The organism is Streptomyces sp. DvalAA-43 (assembly GCF_900091725.1).
In the GTDB taxonomy this organism is placed as follows: domain Bacteria; phylum Actinomycetota; class Actinomycetes; order Streptomycetales; family Streptomycetaceae; genus Streptomyces; species Streptomyces pulveraceus.
The window spans coordinates 1-21,288 of sequence record NZ_FMBW01000055.1 but is presented as its reverse complement, the minus strand read 5'-3'; the positions used below and the strand labels follow the sequence as shown (position 1 = coordinate 21,288).

The 21,288-nt window shown below is 67.4% G+C and carries 19 protein-coding genes and 5 pseudogenes; 18 read left to right on the top strand and 6 right to left on the bottom strand.

Annotated elements, in window-relative coordinates; translation table 11 throughout:
• The first annotated feature begins 1,057 nt into the window (after window positions 1-1,057).
• From GA0115234_RS43605 to GA0115234_RS41875, 4 genes and pseudogenes are all read left to right on the top strand, one after another.
• Window positions 1,058-1,321, top strand: a complete 264-nt coding sequence (locus tag GA0115234_RS43605; RefSeq protein ID WP_237541644.1) for a hypothetical protein — start codon at window positions 1,058-1,060, stop codon at window positions 1,319-1,321.
• An 18-nt stretch (window positions 1,322-1,339) separates the two neighbouring features.
• A complete protein-coding gene (locus GA0115234_RS43600) occupies window positions 1,340-1,741 on the top strand; it encodes a transposase (protein WP_237541643.1) in 402 nt (133 codons plus the stop codon).
• 34 nt (window positions 1,742-1,775) lie between these two features.
• Window positions 1,776-2,093: pseudogene (locus tag GA0115234_RS44405) on the top strand (transposase); the annotation flags it as partial.
• Between the two features lie 270 nt (window positions 2,094-2,363).
• Window positions 2,364-2,546 carry a hypothetical protein gene (locus tag GA0115234_RS41875; RefSeq protein WP_141718457.1) on the top strand — a complete coding sequence of 61 codons (183 nt, stop codon included), beginning with the start codon at window positions 2,364-2,366 and terminating at the stop codon, window positions 2,544-2,546.
• Window positions 2,547-2,785: 239 nt separating this feature from the next.
• Here GA0115234_RS41875 and GA0115234_RS23160 read toward each other — a convergent pair whose 3' ends face one another.
• On the bottom strand, window positions 2,786-3,154 hold the full coding sequence (locus GA0115234_RS23160) for a zinc-binding dehydrogenase (RefSeq protein ID WP_237541641.1): 369 nt from the start codon (window positions 3,152-3,154) through the stop codon (window positions 2,786-2,788).
• Between the two features lie 1,751 nt (window positions 3,155-4,905).
• Between GA0115234_RS23160 and GA0115234_RS23150 the strand changes: the two genes are divergently transcribed.
• The 12 genes and pseudogenes from GA0115234_RS23150 to GA0115234_RS23095 all read left to right on the top strand — a co-directional run.
• Window positions 4,906-5,994 carry a terpene synthase family protein gene (locus tag GA0115234_RS23150; protein WP_141718456.1) on the top strand — a complete coding sequence of 363 codons (1,089 nt, stop codon included), beginning with the start codon at window positions 4,906-4,908 and terminating at the stop codon, window positions 5,992-5,994.
• A 173-nt stretch (window positions 5,995-6,167) separates the two neighbouring features.
• Window positions 6,168-7,541 carry a cytochrome P450 gene (locus GA0115234_RS23145; RefSeq protein WP_237541640.1) on the top strand — a complete coding sequence of 458 codons (1,374 nt, stop codon included), beginning with the start codon at window positions 6,168-6,170 and terminating at the stop codon, window positions 7,539-7,541.
• The gene (locus tag GA0115234_RS23140) at window positions 7,538-8,347 is read left to right on the top strand and encodes a class I SAM-dependent methyltransferase (RefSeq protein WP_093544832.1); all 810 of its coding nucleotides are present in this window, start codon (window positions 7,538-7,540) and stop codon (window positions 8,345-8,347) included. Before GA0115234_RS23145 ends, GA0115234_RS23140 begins: the two co-directional genes overlap by 4 nt.
• 550 nt (window positions 8,348-8,897) lie before the next feature.
• A pseudogene (locus GA0115234_RS23135) lies at window positions 8,898-9,554 on the top strand (transposase).
• A gap of 330 nt (window positions 9,555-9,884) precedes the next feature.
• On the top strand, window positions 9,885-10,577 hold the full coding sequence (locus GA0115234_RS23130; protein ID WP_093544829.1) for a tRNA-dependent cyclodipeptide synthase: 693 nt from the start codon (window positions 9,885-9,887) through the stop codon (window positions 10,575-10,577).
• A gap of 161 nt (window positions 10,578-10,738) precedes the next feature.
• Entirely contained in the window at window positions 10,739-11,740 is a 1,002-nt protein-coding gene (locus GA0115234_RS41450; RefSeq protein WP_161275646.1) for a cytochrome P450, read from the top strand.
• Between the two features lie 27 nt (window positions 11,741-11,767).
• On the top strand, window positions 11,768-12,730 hold the full coding sequence (locus tag GA0115234_RS23115; protein WP_256088782.1) for a cytochrome P450: 963 nt from the start codon (window positions 11,768-11,770) through the stop codon (window positions 12,728-12,730).
• Window positions 12,684-13,007 carry a cytochrome P450 gene (locus GA0115234_RS43595; protein WP_256088781.1) on the top strand — a complete coding sequence of 108 codons (324 nt, stop codon included), beginning with the start codon at window positions 12,684-12,686 and terminating at the stop codon, window positions 13,005-13,007. Before GA0115234_RS23115 ends, GA0115234_RS43595 begins: the two co-directional genes overlap by 47 nt.
• Window positions 13,008-13,090: 83 nt before the next feature.
• Entirely contained in the window at window positions 13,091-14,593 is a 1,503-nt protein-coding gene (locus GA0115234_RS23110; protein WP_093544820.1) for an FAD-dependent monooxygenase, read from the top strand.
• 86 nt (window positions 14,594-14,679) lie between these two features.
• Window positions 14,680-15,519: a class I SAM-dependent methyltransferase gene (locus GA0115234_RS23105; protein WP_161275645.1), complete on the top strand. Its 840-nt coding sequence runs from the start codon at window positions 14,680-14,682 to the stop codon at window positions 15,517-15,519.
• 66 nt (window positions 15,520-15,585) lie between these two features.
• Window positions 15,586-15,879: a putative quinol monooxygenase gene (locus tag GA0115234_RS23100; RefSeq protein ID WP_093544814.1), complete on the top strand. Its 294-nt coding sequence runs from the start codon at window positions 15,586-15,588 to the stop codon at window positions 15,877-15,879.
• Between the two features lie 423 nt (window positions 15,880-16,302).
• A pseudogene (locus tag GA0115234_RS23095) lies at window positions 16,303-16,725 on the top strand (transposase); the annotation flags it as partial.
• 564 nt (window positions 16,726-17,289) lie between these two features.
• Here GA0115234_RS23095 and GA0115234_RS23090 read toward each other — a convergent pair.
• Window positions 17,290-17,460 (bottom strand): annotated as a pseudogene (locus tag GA0115234_RS23090) (ATP-dependent DNA ligase); the annotation flags it as partial.
• A 23-nt stretch (window positions 17,461-17,483) separates the two neighbouring features.
• A pseudogene (locus GA0115234_RS23085) lies at window positions 17,484-18,062 on the bottom strand (Ku protein); the annotation flags it as partial.
• Here GA0115234_RS23085 and GA0115234_RS42405 point away from each other — a divergent pair.
• Window positions 18,007-18,189 carry a hypothetical protein gene (locus GA0115234_RS42405; RefSeq protein WP_176729245.1) on the top strand — a complete coding sequence of 61 codons (183 nt, stop codon included), beginning with the start codon at window positions 18,007-18,009 and terminating at the stop codon, window positions 18,187-18,189. The pseudogene GA0115234_RS23085 and the gene GA0115234_RS42405 overlap by 56 nt on opposite strands.
• A 283-nt stretch (window positions 18,190-18,472) precedes the next feature.
• On the opposite strand, the gene GA0115234_RS23080 is transcribed toward GA0115234_RS42405, so the two are convergent.
• From GA0115234_RS23080 to GA0115234_RS43590, 3 genes are all read right to left on the bottom strand, one after another.
• Complete coding sequence (locus GA0115234_RS23080; protein ID WP_237541639.1) at window positions 18,473-18,853, bottom strand: hypothetical protein; 381 nt, start codon at window positions 18,851-18,853, stop codon at window positions 18,473-18,475.
• 379 nt (window positions 18,854-19,232) lie between these two features.
• The gene (locus tag GA0115234_RS23075; RefSeq protein WP_093544811.1) at window positions 19,233-20,261 is read right to left on the bottom strand and encodes a hypothetical protein; all 1,029 of its coding nucleotides are present in this window, start codon (window positions 20,259-20,261) and stop codon (window positions 19,233-19,235) included.
• 233 nt (window positions 20,262-20,494) lie between these two features.
• Window positions 20,495-20,755, bottom strand: coding sequence for a helicase associated domain-containing protein (locus GA0115234_RS43590; protein WP_256088780.1), 261 nt, complete (start codon window positions 20,753-20,755; stop codon window positions 20,495-20,497).
• A 312-nt stretch (window positions 20,756-21,067) separates the two neighbouring features.
• Here GA0115234_RS43590 and GA0115234_RS41870 point away from each other — a divergent pair.
• Window positions 21,068-21,288: hypothetical protein (locus GA0115234_RS41870; protein ID WP_141718455.1), on the top strand; the 221-nt coding region annotated here is incomplete at its 3' end.

Below are 21,288 nucleotides of genomic sequence, written 5' to 3'. Positions count from 1 at the left end.
GGTTCGTCCAGGGGGGCTGCTGGACAGTCCGTGCGGGCTGCATCGTCAGGAGGCAACGCCACGGGGTGTATCGACTGGATCGCCCCGGCCCACAAAGGAGTTCGTTATGCCGAAGCGGCACCCCAGCCACCTCCACCGCCCTCGGAGGACGCATCCCTCACCAGCTCCGCGCCACGAAGTGCTCCGTCGCGCCGCCCTCAGCGTGGCGGCGTCCTTGGGACCTGCCGGACTGCTGGTCATCCAATGGTGGACCCACGGTCATTGACCTGGACGGCGCATCGGCTGGCGCTCAGTGTCTGCTGAGAGGGCAGCACGTCACGTACTGCCCTCTCACATGTCGCGAGGCTACTGCTCTCCGCCGATATCGAACCAGCTCTTCGCCTCAGTCCACAGCCATGCACCCACACCGAGGCCAAGCCCCTTCGCAACACCGCCAGCCGCCCCACGGGCGGCAGCGCCAGCGACTCCCAGGTCCTGCTCAGACCGGGGCGGCGATCCACCGTCAGGATCACCGCCAGCGTTGGTGATCCGGGCCGCCGGAGCTTCCGGCTGCTGACGATTGGGACAGCTGTTGTTCCTCTTCCAGAAAGGCATCGCCGTTCGTTCCTCTCACCCGTGAAGGGTGGAGGAGACCCTGCTCCTCAAGGCGCTCCCACGCACAAAGGTCCGCTCCACCCAGAAAGAGGGGGAGGTCCAGTTCTATGGGCGCAGCGCGATGAGACCTGGTCTGCCAACGCGGCAGAGGGACTCGGTGCGATTCGGAATCTCGAACCTGACACCCAAGACCGTAACTGCGGACGCCGCCGCAAATACGAGACCAGAGCAGAGGGCGATCAAGTCCCCTACGAACGCGGCAAAGAGCATAGACATCCACCGGCGCTTGGGCGCTCGGCTCTTCGTCTTGTGCTCCATGAGCTCAGTTTGCCACAGCCGAGGGCTCCTCAAGTCAGCCTGGCAGCAGCATGTTCACTCTCAAGTGGCTAGCACCACACCTGTTGCGCTGGATAGCGTCGACCATGCCGACGCTGAGCTGCACAAAGACTGAAACCCACGCCTCGTGACGGTCGTTACCCCCACAGAAGCGGCGTGGGCGCGGGTGCTGACGTTGTTGCAGGAGCGGGCGGATGCGGCGGGGCTGATCGTGTGGGAGGTGAGTGTCGACTCGACGGTCTGCCGGGCCCACCAGCACGCGGCCGGTGCGCGCCGGGACGGGGCCGGGCAGAAGGAGCCGCCCGGCGGGGTGGTGCGCGAGCCGGACGACCACGGGCTGGGCCGGTCGCGGGGCGGGTTCGGCACGAAGATCCATCTGGCGTGCGAGTAGGGCCAGAAGCCGCTGTCGTTGCTGGTGACGGCAGGTCAGAGCGGTGACAGTCCGCAGTTCGTGCCGGTGCTGGAGGCGATCCGGGTGCTGCGGCTGGGCCCGGGTCGGCCAAGGCGGACTCCGGTGCGGGTGCGGGCCGACAAGGCGTACTCGTCGGCCGCAACCCGCGCCTACCTGCGCAGGAGGGGTATCCGGTGCACGATCGCGGAGCCGGCCGACCAGGTCCGCAACCGCGTGCGGCGGGGTCGCTCGGGCGGGCGCCCGCCGGCGTTCGACGGGGAGGACTACAAGGCCCGCCACGCGGTGGAGTGCGCGATCAGCCGACTCAAGCGCAACCGGGCGGTGGCGACGCGGTTCGAGAAGCTCGCCGTGCGGTTCGAGGCCGTCGTCGTGGTCGCCTCGATCAACGAATGGCTGTGAGCGCGTATGCGTCCCCTGGTGGTGGCCGACCGGCGGCGCTCCGCTCGGCGGGCAGGGCGTTGAGCGGTCGGGGTGGTCGATGGCCGGGGGCAGCAGCCACGGGCCGGGTCGGTTGGGTGCTCTGCTCGTTGGAAGCGCCGCACCGGGGTATCGCCGGGGTGACCGCGCCCTGGCGAGGGGAACACCGGCCAGATCGGGTGGCGGCCACCGCAAGGTCCGCGCCCGCGTCGAGCACGCCTTCGCCCGGATGAAGACCTGGAAGATCCTCCGCGACTGCCGCCTGAAAGGCGACGGCGTCCACCACGCCATGCTCGGCATCGCCCGCCTCCACAACCTCGCCCTCGCCGGATGACCGCGAAACAGCGCTGGTCAATCAGCCTGCCGTAGATCATTTACGGGACAGCGCTTAGCGCCATGGCGGACCCTTAGACCGCACTCGCGTCCGAAGCGGACGACGTCGAGCGCCACCCCTGCCCACGCTGTGACGCATCGCCAGGTTCACCCGGCCGCTCCCGCTCCGGCGCGGTCGCCGGGACCTACCACACCGGCCGCTTCACGAAGGTGCCCCAGCTCGCGAAACTCCTGCGCGTGCCCACCCCCACCGACCGCGGCCCGGCCAGCCGTGGCGGCCCGGCACCCCGGCCTACTCATCCCCACCGGCCGCCGCAAAGGGCAGAGCCCCAGCCTATCCAGCATCTACCGGGCCCTGGCCGAGCACGAGAAGACCCAGGCGTACACCGAGGCCGCCGAGACCGCACACGCCGACTTCGCCGGCTTCCAGCAGCGCGACCGCAGCTGCAAGTAGTTACTCAGCACTACACACCACCTGGCGGTAGCTATACGAGAACAGGGCCGTGCTCCCCGCGAGTTCGCGGAAACTGAAGCTTCTTCAGCGGGAACCCGAGGGTCCAGGGACGCCATTCGCGGGGATTGACCCGTGGGTTCGCGGCGAACCCACGGGAGCGGCTTCGAGGTCGGCCTGGAAAAGAGGCCTGCCCCCGCTCCTCGTCGAGGTGGTCTCGCTTTGTCAGGCCGTCAGGGCGATCACAGGACGAGCATAAGCTTGCCGCCGGGTCGGCGGGACTGGCTGAGCTCGGCCGCTTCCTGGATCTGGTCGAGCGTGTAGGTGCGGGCGACCGGTACGACCAAGGTGCCTTCGCCGGCGAGCCGGGCGAACTCGTCCATCTGCTCATAGCGGATCTCGGTGGTGGTCCGGACGCCCAGCTCGGCCGCGGCGGCGAAGTCCGAGACGGTGAGGACACGGTCGGGATCCCCGGTCAGCTTGATCAGGGTCGGTAGCGAGCCGCCGGCCGGGCTGGGCTGGTCCGCGCGGTCGATCCGGCCCCCGGTCGGCGCCGCGTCGAGGGCACGATCGATGTGGCCTCCGGACAGTGCCCTGACACGTTCGGCCATGCCCTCGCCGTAGGCGGCCACCTGGGCGCAGGGTCTTCCGGAGGATCCTCCCGCATATCTCCCTGAAGGAAACTCACCTCGGGGCGTCGGGCATGAATGATACGTGCCACATCCAATAGGTCGCCGTCCAGGTCGAACCCGCAGTAGCAGCACTTGTTTCTCTGCGAATGCCAAGACTCTGTTTCCTCCAGCGAAAGGAGAAACTTCACCCCTTCACCGGCACCGCTTCCTACATCTAAAACGCGAGTTGTTTCCAGGGGCCCAGGTAATCGAGCGCCGTGGAGAGGAATCCGAGTGTTACGGGCTCTTCCGACAGGCGCTTCATCGGATCCCGGCGGCCCGGTGACATGTAGTGACTTACCGCCCCCGCCCCTTGGTACGCGCTCTTCGGAGTGGCGGAGTACTGCTCAACGGCTGACACCATACTCATGCCCCTTAAACTCGTTTCGTGATGGGCGCCTGCCCTGTCCGAGTTGGTCAACCCATCTACTGCCTGGAGCAGGTCGAGAACAGGACACGAAGTTCCAGAACACGCAGGGCAGGAAACTTGAAAATTCAGGGCACTGAATGCGACGACCGGCGGGTATAGAGGAAAGGTCGCAGTATCCGGACAGCCGGGAACGTGTCCTGTTTATTGATCCGAAATGCCTGTGATTTTGGTCGGTGAGATGGGCGTGAGTGATCAGATGGGAGACGCACGGTTTCTGTCGCCGTCAGGGCAGAGGCCCTGCGGTTGCGGACGGTGACCGCGCTGATGGCGGGACGGACATCGCCGCCCGACGGCCTCCCACCCGCAACTCTCGACAACGGCACGCCGCGGCTGTCCGTCGTCGTCCACCCGCCCGTCGAGGAGGGGGATCTTGACGGCTCAGCGTCGGTGTCCCGTCTCATCCGCCGTTGCTGACAGAGACCCCGGCATCCACCAAGTACGACGGCCACCGCTCCGTCAAAGCCACACCTCGGCCGCTCCGCCCCCGTGCTCGGCGAAAGCGGGCCGGCTGGAAGGAGGACTCCTACCGTCATGGTCGATCAGCCCGCCTCACCTCCGGAGCCCGCCGCCAACGCGCCGGGCGCCTTGCGAAAGCCGGCCCTTGTCCCACTCACGCCGACCGCTGACGGAGCGACTGCGGGCAGTGGGAGTGCACTGAGGCTTTCCTGGGACTGCAGGCCGCGTCAACGGGCATGACCGTGAAACAGCTGAAAGAACATTTGTGCAGGTCAGCGGCTTGATCCCAGCGAATCCAGCAGGTCACGGGCCTGGCTGGTCCCTTCCGGGACAAATGACCCCTCGATCACCGCCTTGTCCCGCAGGACATGGGAAAAGTCGGGAAGCTTGCTGAAGGTACCGACTTCTCTCTGTTCGAGACAGTCGACACGGACGGGACACTGCAGCTCCACCGGACCACCTCACCGGCCTCACCGACGCGGCGGCCGGCTGACGCCACTGCCGATGACTGGCCGATCGGAACCGGCAAGCAACTCCTCTACGGCTCACCCGGCCCGCTCTGGCGACGGCCCGGCGGTTTCCCCTCATCGGCGCTATTCGCCTTCGATTAGCACTTCACTGCTCCGGCTGGAGGTCTTGGCCGTCAGGCCCCCAAGGCCCTCGATTGCGAAAAACTATGACAAAAGCCATCATGCATCCAGGTTTATCTCCCCTCCCTCCGGACATCAACCTTGTACCCCGCCACTGGGGTTGCACCGTTTCCGTCGGCGGATTCCTCAATCAATAATCACTTTTCGAGGTCGAAATGCCTGAGAACTTAAGCCAGTTGACTTTCTACTGCCCCATCGAAAAGGCTGAGAACCCGGCCGCCGCAGCAATCAATGAAAGCACGATGACCTGGGCCAGCAAGCAGGGAATCCCTTCCGGCCGGGAACACCGGGAACGGTTTTCGACGATGCGGCCAGGAGCGCTCGCGGCGGGGGTCGTGCCGCACGGCAAGGGGGAAGGGTTCGCCGCCTTCGCTGATTACCACACCTGGCTCTTCGCCTTTGACGACGAGTACTGCGACGAGGCCGAGAACGCGGACGTGGATGTCACCGAGTGGGCGGCTTTCCTGGCACGGCTTCACAGGGTGGCCGAAACCGGAGACATCGGACTCCTGCCGGACAACACCTATGCCTGGGCGCTCCGTGATGTAGCGTCCCGCATCTCCGCATGCGCGACGCCCACGCAGTTCTGCGACTGGGCTGACGCCGTCCGGTCCTACTTCGCCGCTCTGGTCTGGGAGCGGTCGCGGCGACGAATCGGTGAGAAGCCCCAGAGGTTGGATGATTATTTGTTGCTCCGCCTGCGCAACGGCGCGATGCAGAGCAGTATCGCCCTGTTGGACGTGGCAGGCGGATACGTGATGCCGAGGGAGTCGCGTGATACGCCCGAGGTCCGGGCTCTGGTGGAGATGTGCGCGGTCCTCGTCTCCCTCGACAACGATATCTTCTCGCATCACAAGGAGTCCCAGCACGGCTCTGCGGAGGTGAACCTCCTGGATGTGCTGGCGGCGGAGCGGCAGGCGACGACCGCCGAGGCGCTCCAGGAGGCCGTCGTGCTGCGCAACACGGTGATGCGTCGCTTCGTCGAGCTGAGGGAGCGCACGGTGACGCCGGAGGCCGGTGTCGAACTCCGGCGGTTCGTCGGGAGTCTCGGCCGTTGGGTACGCGCCAATCTGGATTTCAGCCTTGTCACCACGCGTTATGCCGGTCCGGTACGGGAGCGCCTCGTTCTCGGCCCGAGCGCACCGGATCCGCGGCCGGCGGGTGGGGCATCGGCCCCCGATTCCGCCGTGATCGGCTGGTGGTGGCGCACTCCGGACGCCGCATGGGCGGGCGAACGCCGGTAGCCGTCCCGGCGGGCAGACCCGTCCACCCGGTGAGCGCGCTCCGGCGGCCGCCCCGCCTGCTCCGGCCGTCCGGGCCGTCGGCGGGCTGCCCCGGCCGGGGCAGCCCGCCGACGGCGAACCCCGCGCCCGGGACTGACAAAGACGAGGCGCAATCCACGACAGCACAGGAGGCCATGCCCACCGTGACAACCACCTACACGATGGCGACCGCCCCGGGAGCCCTGCCCGTGCTGGGCCACGCGCTCGCGTTCGCCCGCAGACCACTGGATTTCGTGAAACAACTTCCCGCACATGGCGATCTCGTACGGATCAAGCTGGGGCCGCAGACCATGCACATGGTCTGCCATCCCGACCTGCTCCACCAGGTCCTCGCCGAGGACCGTGTCTACGACAAGGGCGGGCCCATCTTCGACAAGTTCCGAGAACTGGCGGGCAACGGTCTGCTGGGCTGCCCCGCCAACGCCCACCGCCGACAACGCAGGCTCGTCCAGCCGGCCTTCCAGCGCGGACGGCTGCCCGGATACGCGGCGATGACGAGCCAGGAGATCACGGCACTGACCGGTGCCTGGCACGACGGCCAGGTCCTCGATGTCACCAAGGCGATGTACCGGCTCACCACGGCCGTCACGGCCCGGTGCATGTTCGCCGCCGACATGGACACCCACGATTCCGCCGCCCTCTACGACAGCGTCGAGGCCATCACCCGCGGCATCGCCCGACGGGCCATGATGCCCGTCCCGATGGCCGACATGCTCCCCACCCGCGGCAACCGCCGCTTCGACCGGGCCCGGGACCACGTCCGGCGGCTCACCGACACGCTGATCGCCAACCACCGCGCCGGTGTCGACCGGGGCGACTTGCTGTCCACCCTGCTGGCCCCTCAGGAGGAGAGGGGACCGGGCCTGTCCGACGACGAGATCCACGAGCAGGTTCTCACCTTCCTCCTCGCCGGGATCGACACCACCGCCATCCTGCTCTCCTGGGCGTGGCACCTGATCGGCACCCATCCCGACATCCAGGACCGGCTCCAGGCCGAGGTCGATACCGTCCTCGACGGCCGCCCCGCACAGCACGCCGACCTTCCCGCGCTGGAAGTGACCGACAGGATCGTCACCGAGACGCTCCGCCTGTATCCGTCGGCATGGCTTTTCACCCGGAACACGACCAGCGACTCCGTACTGGGCGGACACCGTCTCCCCGCGGGCACCACCATGATGTTCAGCGCCTATCAGGTCCACCGCCGCGCCGACCTCTACCCCGGTCCCGACACCTTCGACCCCGATCGCTGGCAGGGCGCGGGCAAGGCCCCGCCGGGCACGCTGCTGCCCTTCGGGAGCGGGCCGCGCAAGTGCATCGGCGAGGTCTTCGCCCGTAACGAGGCGACACTCGCCCTCGCCTCCATCGCCGCACGCTGGCAGCTCGACCCGGTTCCCGGCCAGCCCGTCCACCCCGCCCGCCGAATCACGCTCACCCCCAACGCCCTCTCCATGCGCCTACGAGAACGCCGGCTGGCATATCCACGGAACACCCCGGAGGCTTCGTCGTGACCGGGACAGCCGACGGGCTTTCGGCACATGAGTACGGGGCGGGACTCCTCGACCACCGGATCCCGCAGGAGACGGCGCGGCTGCGGGCCCTTGAGGCGTACCTCGACCCCACCACACGCTCCGTCATCACTCGTCTCGGCATCCAGCCGGGCTGGCGGTGCCTCGAACTCGGAGGCGGCGCCGGATCCGTCGCGCGCTGGCTGGCCGAGCAGTGCGCCCCGGGGGAGGTCGTGGGCACCGACATCAGCACCGCCCTGCTGCCCCGGGATGTGCCCAACCTGTCCGTCCGACGCCACGATGTCGTCCAGGAGGACTTTCCGGCGGCCTCCTTCGACCTCGTCCATGCCCGAGCGCTACTGGAACACCTGCCGGAGCGAGCGGAAGTCCTCGGCAAGATGGTGCGCTGGACCGCACCGGGAGGCTGGGTGTGCGTGGAGACGGTTATGGCGGTCCATCCCTCGGCCGACACCCGGAACGCCTACCAGCGCTGCCTCAACGCCGTGTTCACCCTGTCCGAGACCGTGATGCGCACCGAGCAGCGATGGGGCACGGCGCTGCCGGGACTCCTCTCACAGGCAGGTCTGACCGATATCGGCGTCCGCTGCACCCCGGGCCTGGTGGGCAGGAACGGCAACGCCGACGCTTTCCTGCGGCTCTCCCTGGAACAAATCGGTCCGGCCCTGGTCCGTGAACGTCTCACCACACCCGAGGAGCTGGCGGACTGTACGAACCTGCTGGAAGGCGGGGACTACACCGACCTCGCCCTTATGACCCTGTCCGCCTGGGGCCGACGCACCCGCGCCTGACTCCCCATGAGCTGATTCCACCCTGAAATCTACGGGTCACGGGCGCTGGCGTGGTGCGGGGGCAGAGTGCTCGGGCAGGTCACGGGCTTGATGGTGCTCCGGTGGTCGTCCGTCGGCGGGAGATCGCGGCGTCGATCGGCACGAGCAGGGCGCGCAGGAGCCCCATGCGTCTCTCCGGCTGCTCAGCCTGGGCAGCCGGAGAGACGATCCCGCGGGGCCGAAGTGGGCTTCGGGAGCTGCGGGCAGCGCGCACGGCCGACGCCGGGGCGCGAGGCCCCAGGCGCAGGCGTCGACATCACCGCAAGGGTGCCACAGTCCAGGTGGTGCCGCCCAGCCGAGCGGACCTCGGTGAAGAAGATCCGTGGCCGACGAGGACCCTGCCGCCGGGCTCGAAGTACAACCGAAGGCGAGTGAATTCGAAATCTTTTTCCATTTACGAACACAATAACGATTTCCGTCGCCCATTGAGGGCAACCTCCCGAGCCGCAGCCAATTCGGCGATAGGAGAGTGTCTCACGTGGCACTTCGGGGTGCGGCATAGTATCGCTCCGTGAGGGTTGATCTGTCGCGTCGGCTGGTTCCGGACGAACTGTGGGAGCTGGCAGCTCCGTTGATGCCGAGGTTCACATCCCGTCCGCAGGGCGGGGGTACGGCCCCGGTGGACGAGCGGGCTGTATTCACGGCCGTGGTGTACGTGCTGACGAGCGGGTGCGCGTGGCGGCATCTGCCGGAGTCGTTCGATGTCTCGCCGGCCACCGCGCACCGTCGGTTCACCGTGTGGACCGAGGCCGGGCTGTGGCGCAGGCTGCACCGGGCGGCACTGAACGAGATCGGTGCCGGGGGCGAGCTGGACTGGACGTCCGCGATCGTCGATGCCGCGTCGGGGCGGGCGAGAAGGGGGGCCCGCTGACCGGGCCGAATCGGAGGAAGCCGGTGAAGGTCCGCGCGGACAAGGCGTAACTACTCCGCGGAGCACCTCCGCCGGCTCCGCGGCCGGAACCTCATCGCGCGGATCGCCCGCCCCGGTGCCGGGTCCAGCGAGCGGCTCGGTCGGCATCGCTGGAAGATCGAGCGGTCGGTCTCCTGGCTGTTCGGCCACCGCCGCCGCACCGTCCGGTAGGAACGAAAAGGTGGCTGCTTCCTTGCCTTCCTCGGCTTCGCCACAGCTCTGACCTGCTACAGGAGAGCCGCAAAGCTCACCATGTGAGACACCGTCCAAGGCCTATCGAATGTTCATAACATCCCCTAGCGTGTGATGGCACAACGAGGAGGCATCGGCGCACTGCGGAGTGATCGCGGGTGATGTGTACGACTCGACCGTCGAGTTGTATGTATGCCGCCCACAGGGCTGCCGTGACGAGAAAGCAGGTTCTCTCTCGAAATGACTTGAGCCGTTCGGGCAGGGTGTCGGGTGAGAATTCGACGGTGTGGCGACCGCCTCTTCTTCAGGCCGTCTGTTTCATGGCGGGCTTTCAGACCTGGCGACCGGAACAGGTATTGGAATGAGAACGTGGAATACAGATGCAGGTGAACGGCGATGATCGTGGATTTCTTGATTCGACCACAGAGCGAGAATTGCCGTCGGATTTCCGATATATCCGACCACTGTCTCGTGGGCCTGAGCCCGTTCAACGGCTATTACACACCAAGTCGGGTGGAGGCGTTGGTCCAGTGGGCAGCCGGACATTTCACGAGGGTCGACGTTCTCGTTCCCGGGTTCGAGGCGGCACATACCCTCACCGCTGCGGGCGTCAGACCGCTGGAGGCAGTGGGCCGTGTGCGGCGGGCTGTGAATCAGCTCAGAAATCCCGCGATGCTGGCCCTGTCGCACGCCGGCGTGTCCGCGCCGGAAAGGCACGTGCACACATGGACTCAGCTGATGAGCCGACCCGCGTACGCGGCGTTGCGTGAGCAGGCCAGGACGGCATACCGAGTCGATCCCGCCCTCAGGGCGGCCTGCCGGGCGGTTGCCCGGGAAGCGGTCCGATCCATTTCGGACACGGAGCCCGGCGAGGAGCAGATCGACGCCTGCGTCAGTTATCCGATCGCGGAGTTGCCGCTGATTGTGGACAGCCCGTCGATCTTTGACGTGGCTTCGTCGGTGTTCGTCTACCACCGGCGGATCGCGCTCGCCGCGGCCGTGCTCGCCGGTCCGGCGACAGGGATGCGGTCGGCCGCGCAACAGGGGTTCGTCGTGGCCGAGCCCGTACCGCCGGATGGTTCGGGATGAGGCAGCTCAGGCAACTCCCGATGCCGGCGATAACACCGGAAGTACCGTTGAGGTTTCCGTTCGTGTTGGGCCCTTTGGGCACGCCTCCGCCCGTGATCCACTGGGCACGCCGACGGCAACCGGTATGCCCGGTCGAGCTTCCGGGTGGATCGCGACTGTGGATGATCTCCCGTCGGGACGACATCCTGCGGATATTGACCGACCCGGGTCTCGTACGGCTGAGCGATGCCGCTGAAACGCCGTCCCCTCCGGCCGGGATTAGCGGGGGGACATTTTCACGGGTCGGCCGGCCCGCCTCCGAATATTTCGCGACGCCGACGGTGGAGATCCACCGGGCGGCAATCTGGAAACAGGCAGGTCGCGTCCTGGACGTCATGGAATCCGGGAGCAATCCTGCTGACCTTTTGGAACAATGGGCGGCGCCACTGGCTGCCGCCGTGTGTCGCGATGTCTTCGGGTTGTCATTCGATCCTCAGGAATTGCGGAACCTTCTGATTCTGGAAGAGCCGGCAGGAAATCCGGGTAGCAGGCATCCGGTCCTGCACTCGCTCACAGAACACCTCCGGGACGGCCCCGTCCGCAGTGATGCGGCCGGTGCGCTGTTCAAGACCTGTGAACAGCGGGAGGCCGACGCTGAATCGCCGCACACCATGGTGACAGGCTTGCTCGTCCGGTGTGCGAGGTCACTCTTCTCAGCTTTGCTGACCGGACCGTTCACGCTCCTGCTCCACCCCAAACCGCTACGGGAGTGCCTGCGCGATCCGTTGCTGTGGCGGGCGGCAGCCGGGGAACTCCGCCGGTACCACTCCGGCACGGTGCTCGGCCCTGTCCATATCGCGCTCAAAGACCTGGAACTGCACGGCACTCTGATCAAGGCCGGAGACGCGGTATGTGCGACGCCCCTTGGCGCGGCCTGGGACGAGGAGCACTACCCCACCCCGGCGAAATTCGACATCCATCGTCCGGTCGCCAGGCCCGCGGACCTTCGCATGGGTCCTGGGCCCCTGGCAGACGACGCCCTGAGCCGACTGGTTCTCACCATCGTCTGCCCCGCACTGTTCGAACGCTTCCCACAACTGCGCTTGGCCGTGGATGAGTACGAGATTCCCTGGAGGAGTGATCTGACGTTCATCCGTCCGGCCTGTCTGCCCGTGGCCTGGTGACGGCCAACTCGGTGAGAGAGGAACACCATGCATTCGACTGCTCGCATCATCAGTGTCCTGTCGGACGAGTTCGCTCGGGACCCGTACGCCTGGTACCCCCAGCTGCGGGAGAGCGACCCAGTCCACTACGAACCCGGCATCGGCGCCTACTTCCTGAGCCGGCATGAAGACGTTCGCCGGGTTCTGATCCAGGACCAGATCTTCACCACCCAGGCCTTACGAGAACGCGCCGAGCCGGTCATGCGCGGTCGCGTCCTGGCACAGATGACCGGAGCCGAACACACCGCGAAGCACCGAACGATGATCCACGGATACACCGGACCGATGCTGGAAGATCAGACCCCGCTCATCCGCCGCAACGTGGAGGAGCTCATCCGCCCCCATTTGCGGCGCGGCCGGTTCGACCTGGTGAAGGACTTCGGCCAGCAGCTGGCTATCTGGGTCGCGCTGGACAGTCTTGGACTGCCCAAAGACGACTGGCGCAATGTGCACACCTGGTTCCAGGGCGTGGCCGAATTCGTGACGAGCGTCACTCTGACCGAGGAGCGATACCAGCACTGCGTCCAGTGCGCCCGCCGACTGGAGGACTATCTGCGGCCCTTCATCGAGGAACGGCGTGAGAACCCCGGTCAGGACGTGATCTCGCTGATGTGCCACACGGAGTACGAGAGCGGGAGAATGAGCCTGCACGAGGTCACGGCTCTGTGCCACAACGTGCTCCTCGCCGCGACCGAACCGGCGGACAAGACACTGGCCCTGCTGTTCCGGCATCTGATCACCCACCCCGATCAAATGGCCCTGGTCCGCAGCGATCCCGGACTGGTGACCAACGCCATCGCGGAGACCCTCCGCTACACACCGCCCGTGCAACTGATCCCCCGCAAAACAGCGGAGAGCGTCGAGATCTCCGGTGTCGCCACCCGCCGAGACCATGGTCTGGTGCATGCTCGCCGCCGCCAACCGCGACCCTCGTGTCTTCGAACGGCCTGACACCTTCGACCTCCACCGCACAGACCTCGGCCCCGAACGGTCCTTCACCGCCGCTGCGAACCATTTCGGGTTCGGCGCGGGCATGCACTCGTGCGTCGGGGCAGCGTTCGCGCGCAGGGAACTGGAGACGGTCGTGACGATGCTGCTGGCCCTCATGGAGAACATCGGCTTCCCCGAGGACGCCTCCTACGAGGAGACCGGCTTCTACTCCCGCGGCCCAGAATCGCTCACCCTGACGTTCGAACCCACCGCGGAAGGACGGCTCCTGGCGGCCTGAATCACCGGAAAGGGGAATCCACATGCGGCCGACTGCGACCTCCTCCGCATCACCATGACGGAGGGCCGGAAAGGGGACATGCCGTGGACAGCACTCGCCACTACACATCTGTTCTGATTGCCGGAGGAGGACCTGCTGGGCTGGTCCTGGCGGAAGAACTGGCCCGCCGACGCGTCGACTTCCGGATCATCGACTCCGGCACAGGCCCCTTTCCGGGGTCCCGAGGCAAGGGTCTCCAGCCGCGCACCCTGGAGATATTCGACGACCTCGGAATCATCGACTCCGTACAAGCGGAGGGAGCACCACTGCCACCGATGGTCGCCTGGGAGGAGGGAAGAATCATCAAGGAATGGGACGTCATCGCCCGTGGCGAGCCCACCGGGTCCACGCCCTACGCCGAACCTCTGATGCTTCCTCAGTCGCGTACCCAGGAACTGCTGCGCGAGCGGCTGCTGCATCTGGGCCACGGCGTCGAGTTCGGATCGCGGCTCGCCGGATTCTCCCAGGACGAGGCAGGGGTGCGGGCCCAGGTCGTCCGGGCCGACGGAGGTACGCAGGAGATCACGGCCGACTACCTCGTCGGGGCGGACGGGGGCGGCAGCACCGTACGGAGAATCCTGGGTGTGAGGTTCGACCGCGAAGAAGTGGATACCCGGCCCCTGCTCGTGGCCGATGCCGATATTCCCGCACTGGACCGAGAGCACTGGCACACCTGGGGCAACTCGGCCGGCATCATGACCGCCATCTGTCCCGTCGCCAGAACAGACTACTTCCAGGTCATCGCACGGTTCGCGGAAGGAACCCCCGACCCCGCACCGGAGCGAGTCCGCGAACTGGTGGCCGCCCGCACAGGATTGCAGGTGCGGAAGGTGCTGTGGTCATCGGTCTTCCGGGCACGAGCGGCACTCGCGGAGCACTTCCGGGTCGGCCGGGTGTTCCTGGCCGGTGACTCCGCGCATGTTCATTCCCCGGCGGGCGGCCAGGGCATCAACGCGAGCATCCAGGACGCCTACAACCTGGGCTGGAAACTGGCGCTCGCGGCAACCAGCCAGGCAGCACCCTCGCTCCTGGACTCCTACGAGGCTGAGCGCCGGCCGGCCGCGGCGGAAGTGCTAGGAGTGAGCACCCGCATCCACCAAGGGTCGGTCCAGGTCCGACAATTGGCCGCGAACCGTGACCGCACCACGCACCACCTGGCACTCGGATACCGGGGCATCCCGCCCAACACGGAGATGCGCCCCGCTCTGGCCGAGGAAGCCCTCCACGCGGGGGACCGCGCACCGGATGCTCCGTGTACCGACCTCAGCGGGGCCCCTGTACGTCTCTTCGACCTCTTCCGTGGACCGCACTTCACCCTTCTTTCGTTCGGAAGCCCGCCGACCCCGCCCGTCGGCGCCTGGGATCCCGCGGTGGTCCGTGTGGTGCGAGTCGGCCACGACATCTCAGATACCGCGGGGTTCGCATCTCGCGCATACGCTCCGCACGGCCTGTTCCTCGTACGGCCGGACGGATACATCTCGATGGCCACCGAGACCCCAGGTGATGTGACCAGCCATCTTCGCTCACTCGGCATGCAAGCCGGATGACCATCGGGACCCGGATCCCCGGCGGCTCACACTCGCGCCGGGCCCCGCACCACTCACCGGGCCCGGAGGAAAGAGAGAGGCAGACCATGACCGATCCGCACCATCCGCAACCCACCCCCTACGTTCTGGATTCAGCCGCCCGAGCGGATCTCGAATTCGACCGCCTGCGCACGATCGAGCAGGTCTACGACCCCGGAACCGAGGAAATCCTCACCCAGGTCGACCCGGCACCCGGGTGGTCGTGCCTCGAAGTCGGCGCGGGAGCCGGCAGTATCGCCCGTCGCCTGGCATCGACGGCCGGAGAGTCCGGACGAGTGGTGGCGACCGACACCGATCCGCGATTTCTCAGGAACACCGCCCATCCCGGGGTCAACGTGATCGAACACGACATCACCACCGATCCTCTGCCCCCTGGTTCCTGGGATCTGATCCACGCCAGATCCGTACTGGAACATCTGCCGGACCCCGAATCCGTCCTGGCCCGGCTGATTCCCTCGCTGGCACCACACGGGCAGCTCTTCGCTGAAGCGATCGACGTCAGTACCGAGACACTCGCCATCGCCGCCGCTCAGGCCCCGGACAGGAAGACGGCCACAGCCTTCCTGGAGTTCGCAACAGCTGTGCACCGGCTGATGACACTCGCCGGAGCGCACCCCGAGCTCGGCAGCACCCTCCCGGTGATCCTCGCCGCCCACGGTCTGGAGAGCATCACACACCAGCGGCGACACCCCCTCGTCCCCGGCGGAAAGCGCGGCTTCTACGCGCTCACGCTCGCCCGCCTCGCACCGGCGTTCCAGGACCACGGTCTGCTCGACACCACCGATGGCCACCTCTCCTCCCTGTTCGACGACCCGTCCGTGGTCTTCCCCGCACTCCCCATCGGCGCCGCCCATGGACATGCCCCCGCGGTCGGACGGCGACAGTAGAGAACCGATCCGACAGGACGAACAGAGAACACCCATCCGAGCGGAACAACGAGAGAGGCAAATCCGATGAGTGAAGTAACGGTCGTGGGCCGGGTCATCGCCAGGGCGGGCAAGGAGGCAGAACTCGCACAACTGCTTCAGTCGGTCGTCGAACCCACTCGCAACGAGGAGGGAAGCCTGCACTACTCCATCCAGCAGAGCATCGAAACACCGGAGGAATTCATCGCCATCGAGCGGTGGCGACACACCGAGGACCTCCAGCGCCACTACCGGAGCGCGCACTCCCAGCATCTCGCCACCGCGGTCGAGACACTCCTGGCGGAACCGATCAAGATCACAACCTACCGGGAGCTGACATGAGATGAGAGTCCTCACAAGGGCAACTGCGGACCGCACGGGGACCGCACGGACATGATCTGAGTCAGATCCCATGTCCAGCGCAGACTCCGAGCCGCCATCTCCGGTACCCGGGACCAGCCCTGGGAGGCACGCCCCGGGGACACCTCTGGCTTCACCACCGCCACCGCCGCGCTGGAAACCACCACGGCCGAGACCTGACTGACCATCAATCCCAACAACCTGCTCCACCACTGAACCGGCCAAACGGGACCACCACCCCTCTCGGGCAAGGACGGCGGAACACAGCCGTGGCTCCCCGGTTCGCGAAACCGGAGAACCGCTGGACCATTGATTGCTCCACCGCCTCGCCCTGCCCGCACCGTCGAGAGGCACCAGCACGACCAGCCAACCCACAACTTCCCACCAGGCCCCGGCGGAGCCCGTCACACGCGCGCAGAATCGACCCCCTACACCGAGGCGGGACATCACCAGGTGGTCATCGATGCCGACACCCGACTGGTGGTCGCCGTCGGCCGACCGCTGCCCGGTAACCGCAACGACTGCAGAGCCTGGGAGGACTCCGGTGCGAAGGCTGCCGTCGGCACCACTGCCACGGTGATCGCCGACGGCGGCTATCGCGGCACCGGCCTGACCATCCCGCACTACCGCAGGCACAAGGACGAGGAACTGTCGGCCTGGAAGGAGGACCACAACGCCTCCCACCGCAAGGTCCGGGCCCGTGTCGAGCACACCTTCGCCCACATGAAGAGCTGGAAGATCCTCCGCGACTGTCGACTCAAAGGCGACGGCGTCCACCACGCTATGCTCGGCATCGCACGCCTCCACAACCTCACCCTCGCTGGCTGACCAGGAACAACGCTGGTCAACCAACACGCCATAGATCATTTACGGGACAACCTCTAGTGACCTGAGTCGGAGATCTTCCGCTGGGGCTCGCAGGGAATCAACGTGTTGCTTCCCTGCGAGTTTCAGCTGTGGCGCACGGCCAGCCCGGTCTAGGCCGTGGATGACCTGGACCGGCTGGAGACCACCGGCCTGGACGAGACCGTGCAGATCGCCCTCGCCTACGCCGCGCGGCTCAAGGAACTGAAGGCGACCCGAACCGCCCAGCGGGCACCGGCAGTCGGCTCGGTCCGGGACCGTGTTCCACCGGGCGTGGCTGCCAAAGGACGGGCATCAGCGGCCGCCCCTGGGCCGTCAGGCCGGCCACTTCTTCCCGTATCCGGGGCAGCGCCTGGTGGTTGCCATTGACTACCGTGACCGTGCTGATGTCCGGGTGAGTGGCCGCGGCCGCCTCGATGTCGGCTGCCGCTTGACGGGCCCGCGCGTGGGCGGCCGGGGCCGACAGCGCGGTGATCACATCGAGCTGAAGGGCGCGGGCGTGGTTGAGCCAGGATCCGCTGCCAGCTGGATGTCCGCCCCGGACCGGGACCGCAGGAGCACCGTCCCGTCGCCCGGCAGGTAGACCATGGCCCGCTGCCCGTCCTGCTTCACCTCGAACGCCCACCGCTCCTCGGTGACCGCGGGCGGCAGGCCGCCTGGTGTCGCGAGCATCGGAGCGATCCGCGGCAGACCCACCATCACCATCCCGCCCGGGCGTCCGTTCAGGACGCGTTGCGCTTCTTCTCGGCAGCAGTCTTCTTTGTTGTGGTCTTCTTCGCCGTGCGCTTTCCGGCTGTGGTCTTCGTGGTGGTCTTCCTGGCGGTGGCGGCTTTCTTCTTGGCCGGGGTCTTTTTGCGTGGCTGCATCGTGTGGACGGTGGCGTCCTGGCCGCTGTGCTCGCCGCGGCTCTCCTTGGCCGCCTTGACGGAGGCGTTCAGGGCGGCCATCAGGTCGACGACCTTCCCGGTCTCCCGCTCCTCGCCCTCGGCCGGCTCCGGGAGCTCGGTGCCCTCGGCCTTCGCCTCGATCAGTTCCTCCAGGGCGTCGCGGTACTCGTCCCGGAAACCGGAGATGTCGTCGAGGGCCATGGTGTCGGTGAGCTGGACGGCCCGCTCGATCTCCTCGTCGTCCAGGTCGATGTCCCTGGGCTTGAGGGAGTCGGGGCTGCGGATCTCGTCGGGCCACCGCATCGCGTGCAGCACGATTGCGTCATCCCGCACTCGCAGCAGCCCGAGCCTTTCGCGGTTGTGCCACGCGAATTTGGCGACCGCGACGCTGGAGCCGGCCGAACTCCAGCGCCTGGTCCTCAACGCCGTCGCCCCGTACATCGACCGCGACGTCCTCGCCCGGCAGGTCGCCCGCGAGGAAGCACAACGCCGCGCCCTCGCCGACTTCTTCGACGGCTTGGACGCGGCGGGCGGAGAGTGAAGGGGCCGACCGGCGGGCGCCAAGCGGGCTCACCAGCCGACCCACGTCGCCTACCAGCGCATACCGACAGCATCGAGTCTGTCCGGCGCTGCTCGGGGAGTTTCGCGGCGCGTTTGCGGACGTTGTCGAGCCAGGTGCCGAGCTTGACCACCACGCCCCCGTCAGCATCTGCCTGACGGCCTGCCAAGCCCGCTTCCGTCTCCACCTGCTCGACGACATATGGCATCAGCGCACAGTTCCGTCCCCGACCAGCGGCCGGGCGCGCTGCCATGTCCAGGGCGGATCAGAGTTCGACGATGGCCCAGATGCGGCGCCCGTCAGGCCCGGTGTCGGTCCCGCACCCGGTGACGGGTTGGTGGGCGGTGATCTGGTGGAGGACATCCCCACCGGTGTCGTCGAGTCCAGTGGCCAGACCGGTGTGGTGAGAAAGGGCGAGGATGCATGCCTGCCCGTCCTGATCCGACAGGTGTACGGACACCGTCGTGCCCCCGTCGGCGACCGCGGCCTGCACGAGGAGCGTCGTCACCGCCTCCACCGCCTCCACCGCTGCGGGGGCCGCCCGGAACTTCCACTTCCCCAGCTGCTCCACCACCGCAGCCCGGGCCTTCCCCGCCGCCCACGGCGCCGACTCCAAAACCCAGTTCGCCCCGCGCCGGTTGGCCATGCCCACCCCGCGCCGGGCCGTAGGCACTACCTGGCTGGGCGGGGGCTTCGGGTCCTGCGGATTCGGCCGGGGCGGGTTCGGCGGCTTCTTCGGAGGTGGCGGAGTCTTCGGCGGGTACGACGGCGGCGTCGGGCTTGCTTCCACGGGCAGTGACACGGGGCCTCCCAGGGTGCGGGGCGGGGTGGAGCCGTCCGGTTCAGCGTAGGGGCGTGCTGCATGCGGTGGTGGCTGGTTTGGGCAGATAGGGCCCCGGCACCACCGTCCCTGTCGTCGCCGACGTCGCTGTCTTGGCCGGCGAACTGGTCGACGGCTAGGCCGCCGCCGTCAGCAACATGCTGTAGCCGTCGCGCCGGGGTACGAGGTACGCCGCAGTCCGCGCCTACGGTGCGTCCGTTTTGGCCTGCCGCTTCGCTACCGCGTGATCGCGGGCGTCCAGGTAAGACGTGATCCGCCCGGGGGCGTGGAGCATGAGCGCCGCCAGTTGCGACCCTGCCCACAGGGCGAAAGTCAGGGCCATCTCCCGTGCGTCCTCGACCTGGTGGCCGTCGCGGAAGTACCGCAGGTACAGGGCGCCGATGCGGACGAGCCGTTCGGTTCCGGCAGGGTCCTGCGGACGGGGATCCAGGTCTTCGGCGACAACCGACAGGATCGCGACCGCAGTGGGCCCTGCCAGGTGGGCGTGCTGCTGCGCCCGGCACACCTCATCGCCGAAGTCCTCCAGCCACTGTTCCACCCTGGCCCGGTCCCCGACCTGCCCGACGACGTAGGCGCACAGTTCGGATGCCAGCCACTCGACCAGCAGCAGCGAGCTCTCGCGCAGCGTGCCGCCCTTCCGCCACCTCTCCAGCATCTGCGTCAGGGTGCGGTGCATCTCCCAGTTGACCGGCGGTGGTCCGTCCGTGCCCGGAGCGTGCCTGGCGGCTTCATCGAGAGCCGTCGCCCTGATCAGGGACAGCGCGAACGCACCGGGCGTGATCCGGTCGGCGGCCCGGGGTTCGGTGGTGCCGGGGCAGAGAAGGGCATGGCGGCCCTGGTGGACGACCGCGCCGTCCCGGGTGATGGTGAGCCGGTCGGGGCCGGCCTCCATCCACGGTGTCCCGACCGGGTTGGAGCCGTACGGCTCGGGTGGCCCGGCATACCAGCCTCCCGAGGCGCCCTCGGGCGACACCTCGATCAAGCGCAGCTCCATGCCGCCCCCGCTACCCTCCACGACCTCGTACAGCTCCGCCCCGCTTGGGGCGGCGTCGCCAGCTTCCAGAGTGATCAGAAGCCGGTCGCCGGGGCGGGACGGGTACCACGGCGCCTCGGTCAGTGCGCGGTGCCCGCCTACCAGCGCGTCGAGTTCCCCGCCCAGGTCGCGGCGGCGCTTCGCCTCCTCGGCACGGGCGAGTGGTGATCGGTTCTCCACGGCGGTCTCCTCACAGTCCCTCGGGCGTCCGGTCGGCCCGACTCGACCTACGGAACGTTACAGAAGCCGCAAGGCATGGCAACTAACGGCAATTCAGCGTTAGTTGGGCGTATGCATCTAGATCCGTGCACGCGTACGCGAGGAGGGAAATTCACCCGCCCGGGGCATCATGGAAGGAGGGGCGGGCCCTACAGGCCCGCCCCTTCTCACACGTCGCGCCAGCCGCCCCCGCTCTACCAGCGCATGCCGAGCGCATCCAGATCGGCCCGGCGTTGTTGGGGGAGTTTGGCGGCTCGTTTGCGGACGTTGTCGAGCCAGGTGCCGAGCTTGACCACCACGGCCCCGTCAGCGCCGCCCTGACGACCTGACAGTGCGTCCTGCGTCTCCAGCTCCTCAACGTGCTTCCGGGGGACTCGCAGATGCCCTTCACGAGCGTGGAACGCCCGTGCCGCCGCGAGGTTGACCGCCCACTTCCCATCCTGCGTCTGCTTCACCGGCCGCTTCTCCTTCTCGGCCGCCTCGATCCCGAGGGTGTTCTCCAGCAGCCACTGCTGCGCGGCCGCCAGCCGCTCCCACCCGTGGCGTTGGGCGGTGACCCAGTGTCCGAGGTCTTCGCCCTGGACGACGACGTCGCCCGCAGTCTCCGGGAGGGTTCCCCCGGGTCTCGCTGTTGGAGAAGCACACCCCCAGCTATCGGGCCGATGGAGTGAACTTGCCTCAAGGCGCGCGGGTGGTCGGGCCGCCCAGCGGTATGACGCACACGCAACCCGCAGAATGGCATGAAATCACCAAGGAAGAGGTGGAATGTGATCAGGAAAATTGCTGTCGTCGCGGCTCTTTGCGGCGGTCTTGTCTTCGCCAACGCGGGCTTGGCCGCCGCCGGTTCCGGTGGCTATGGCGGAGACGAGGGCTGCTCTGCCTGCTCCGCCGGTCAGGGCCCGGATGTCTCGATCGGCAGCGGCAACACGTACATCTACAACCCGCAGATCCTGGGCAACCTCCTCAATCTGCTCTCCCCTCCTGCCAC

Coding starts and splice junctions, on each gene's coding strand:
- GA0115234_RS23160 (WP_237541641.1), bottom strand. CDS start 3,154: ATGGCCGAACGTGTCAGGGCACTGTCCGGAGGCCACATCGATCGTGCC.
- GA0115234_RS23150 (WP_141718456.1), top strand. CDS start 4,906: ATGCCTGAGAACTTAAGCCAGTTGACTTTCTACTGCCCCATCGAAAAG.
- GA0115234_RS23145 (WP_237541640.1), top strand. CDS start 6,168: ATGCCCACCGTGACAACCACCTACACGATGGCGACCGCCCCGGGAGCC.
- GA0115234_RS23130 (WP_093544829.1), top strand. CDS start 9,885: ATGATCGTGGATTTCTTGATTCGACCACAGAGCGAGAATTGCCGTCGG.
- GA0115234_RS41450 (WP_161275646.1), top strand. CDS start 10,739: ATGATCTCCCGTCGGGACGACATCCTGCGGATATTGACCGACCCGGGT.
- GA0115234_RS23115 (WP_256088782.1), top strand. CDS start 11,768: ATGCATTCGACTGCTCGCATCATCAGTGTCCTGTCGGACGAGTTCGCT.
- GA0115234_RS43595 (WP_256088781.1), top strand. CDS start 12,684: ATGCTCGCCGCCGCCAACCGCGACCCTCGTGTCTTCGAACGGCCTGAC.
- GA0115234_RS23105 (WP_161275645.1), top strand. CDS start 14,680: ATGACCGATCCGCACCATCCGCAACCCACCCCCTACGTTCTGGATTCA.
- GA0115234_RS23100 (WP_093544814.1), top strand. CDS start 15,586: ATGAGTGAAGTAACGGTCGTGGGCCGGGTCATCGCCAGGGCGGGCAAG.
- GA0115234_RS23080 (WP_237541639.1), bottom strand. CDS start 18,853: ATGGCCAACCGGCGCGGGGCGAACTGGGTTTTGGAGTCGGCGCCGTGG.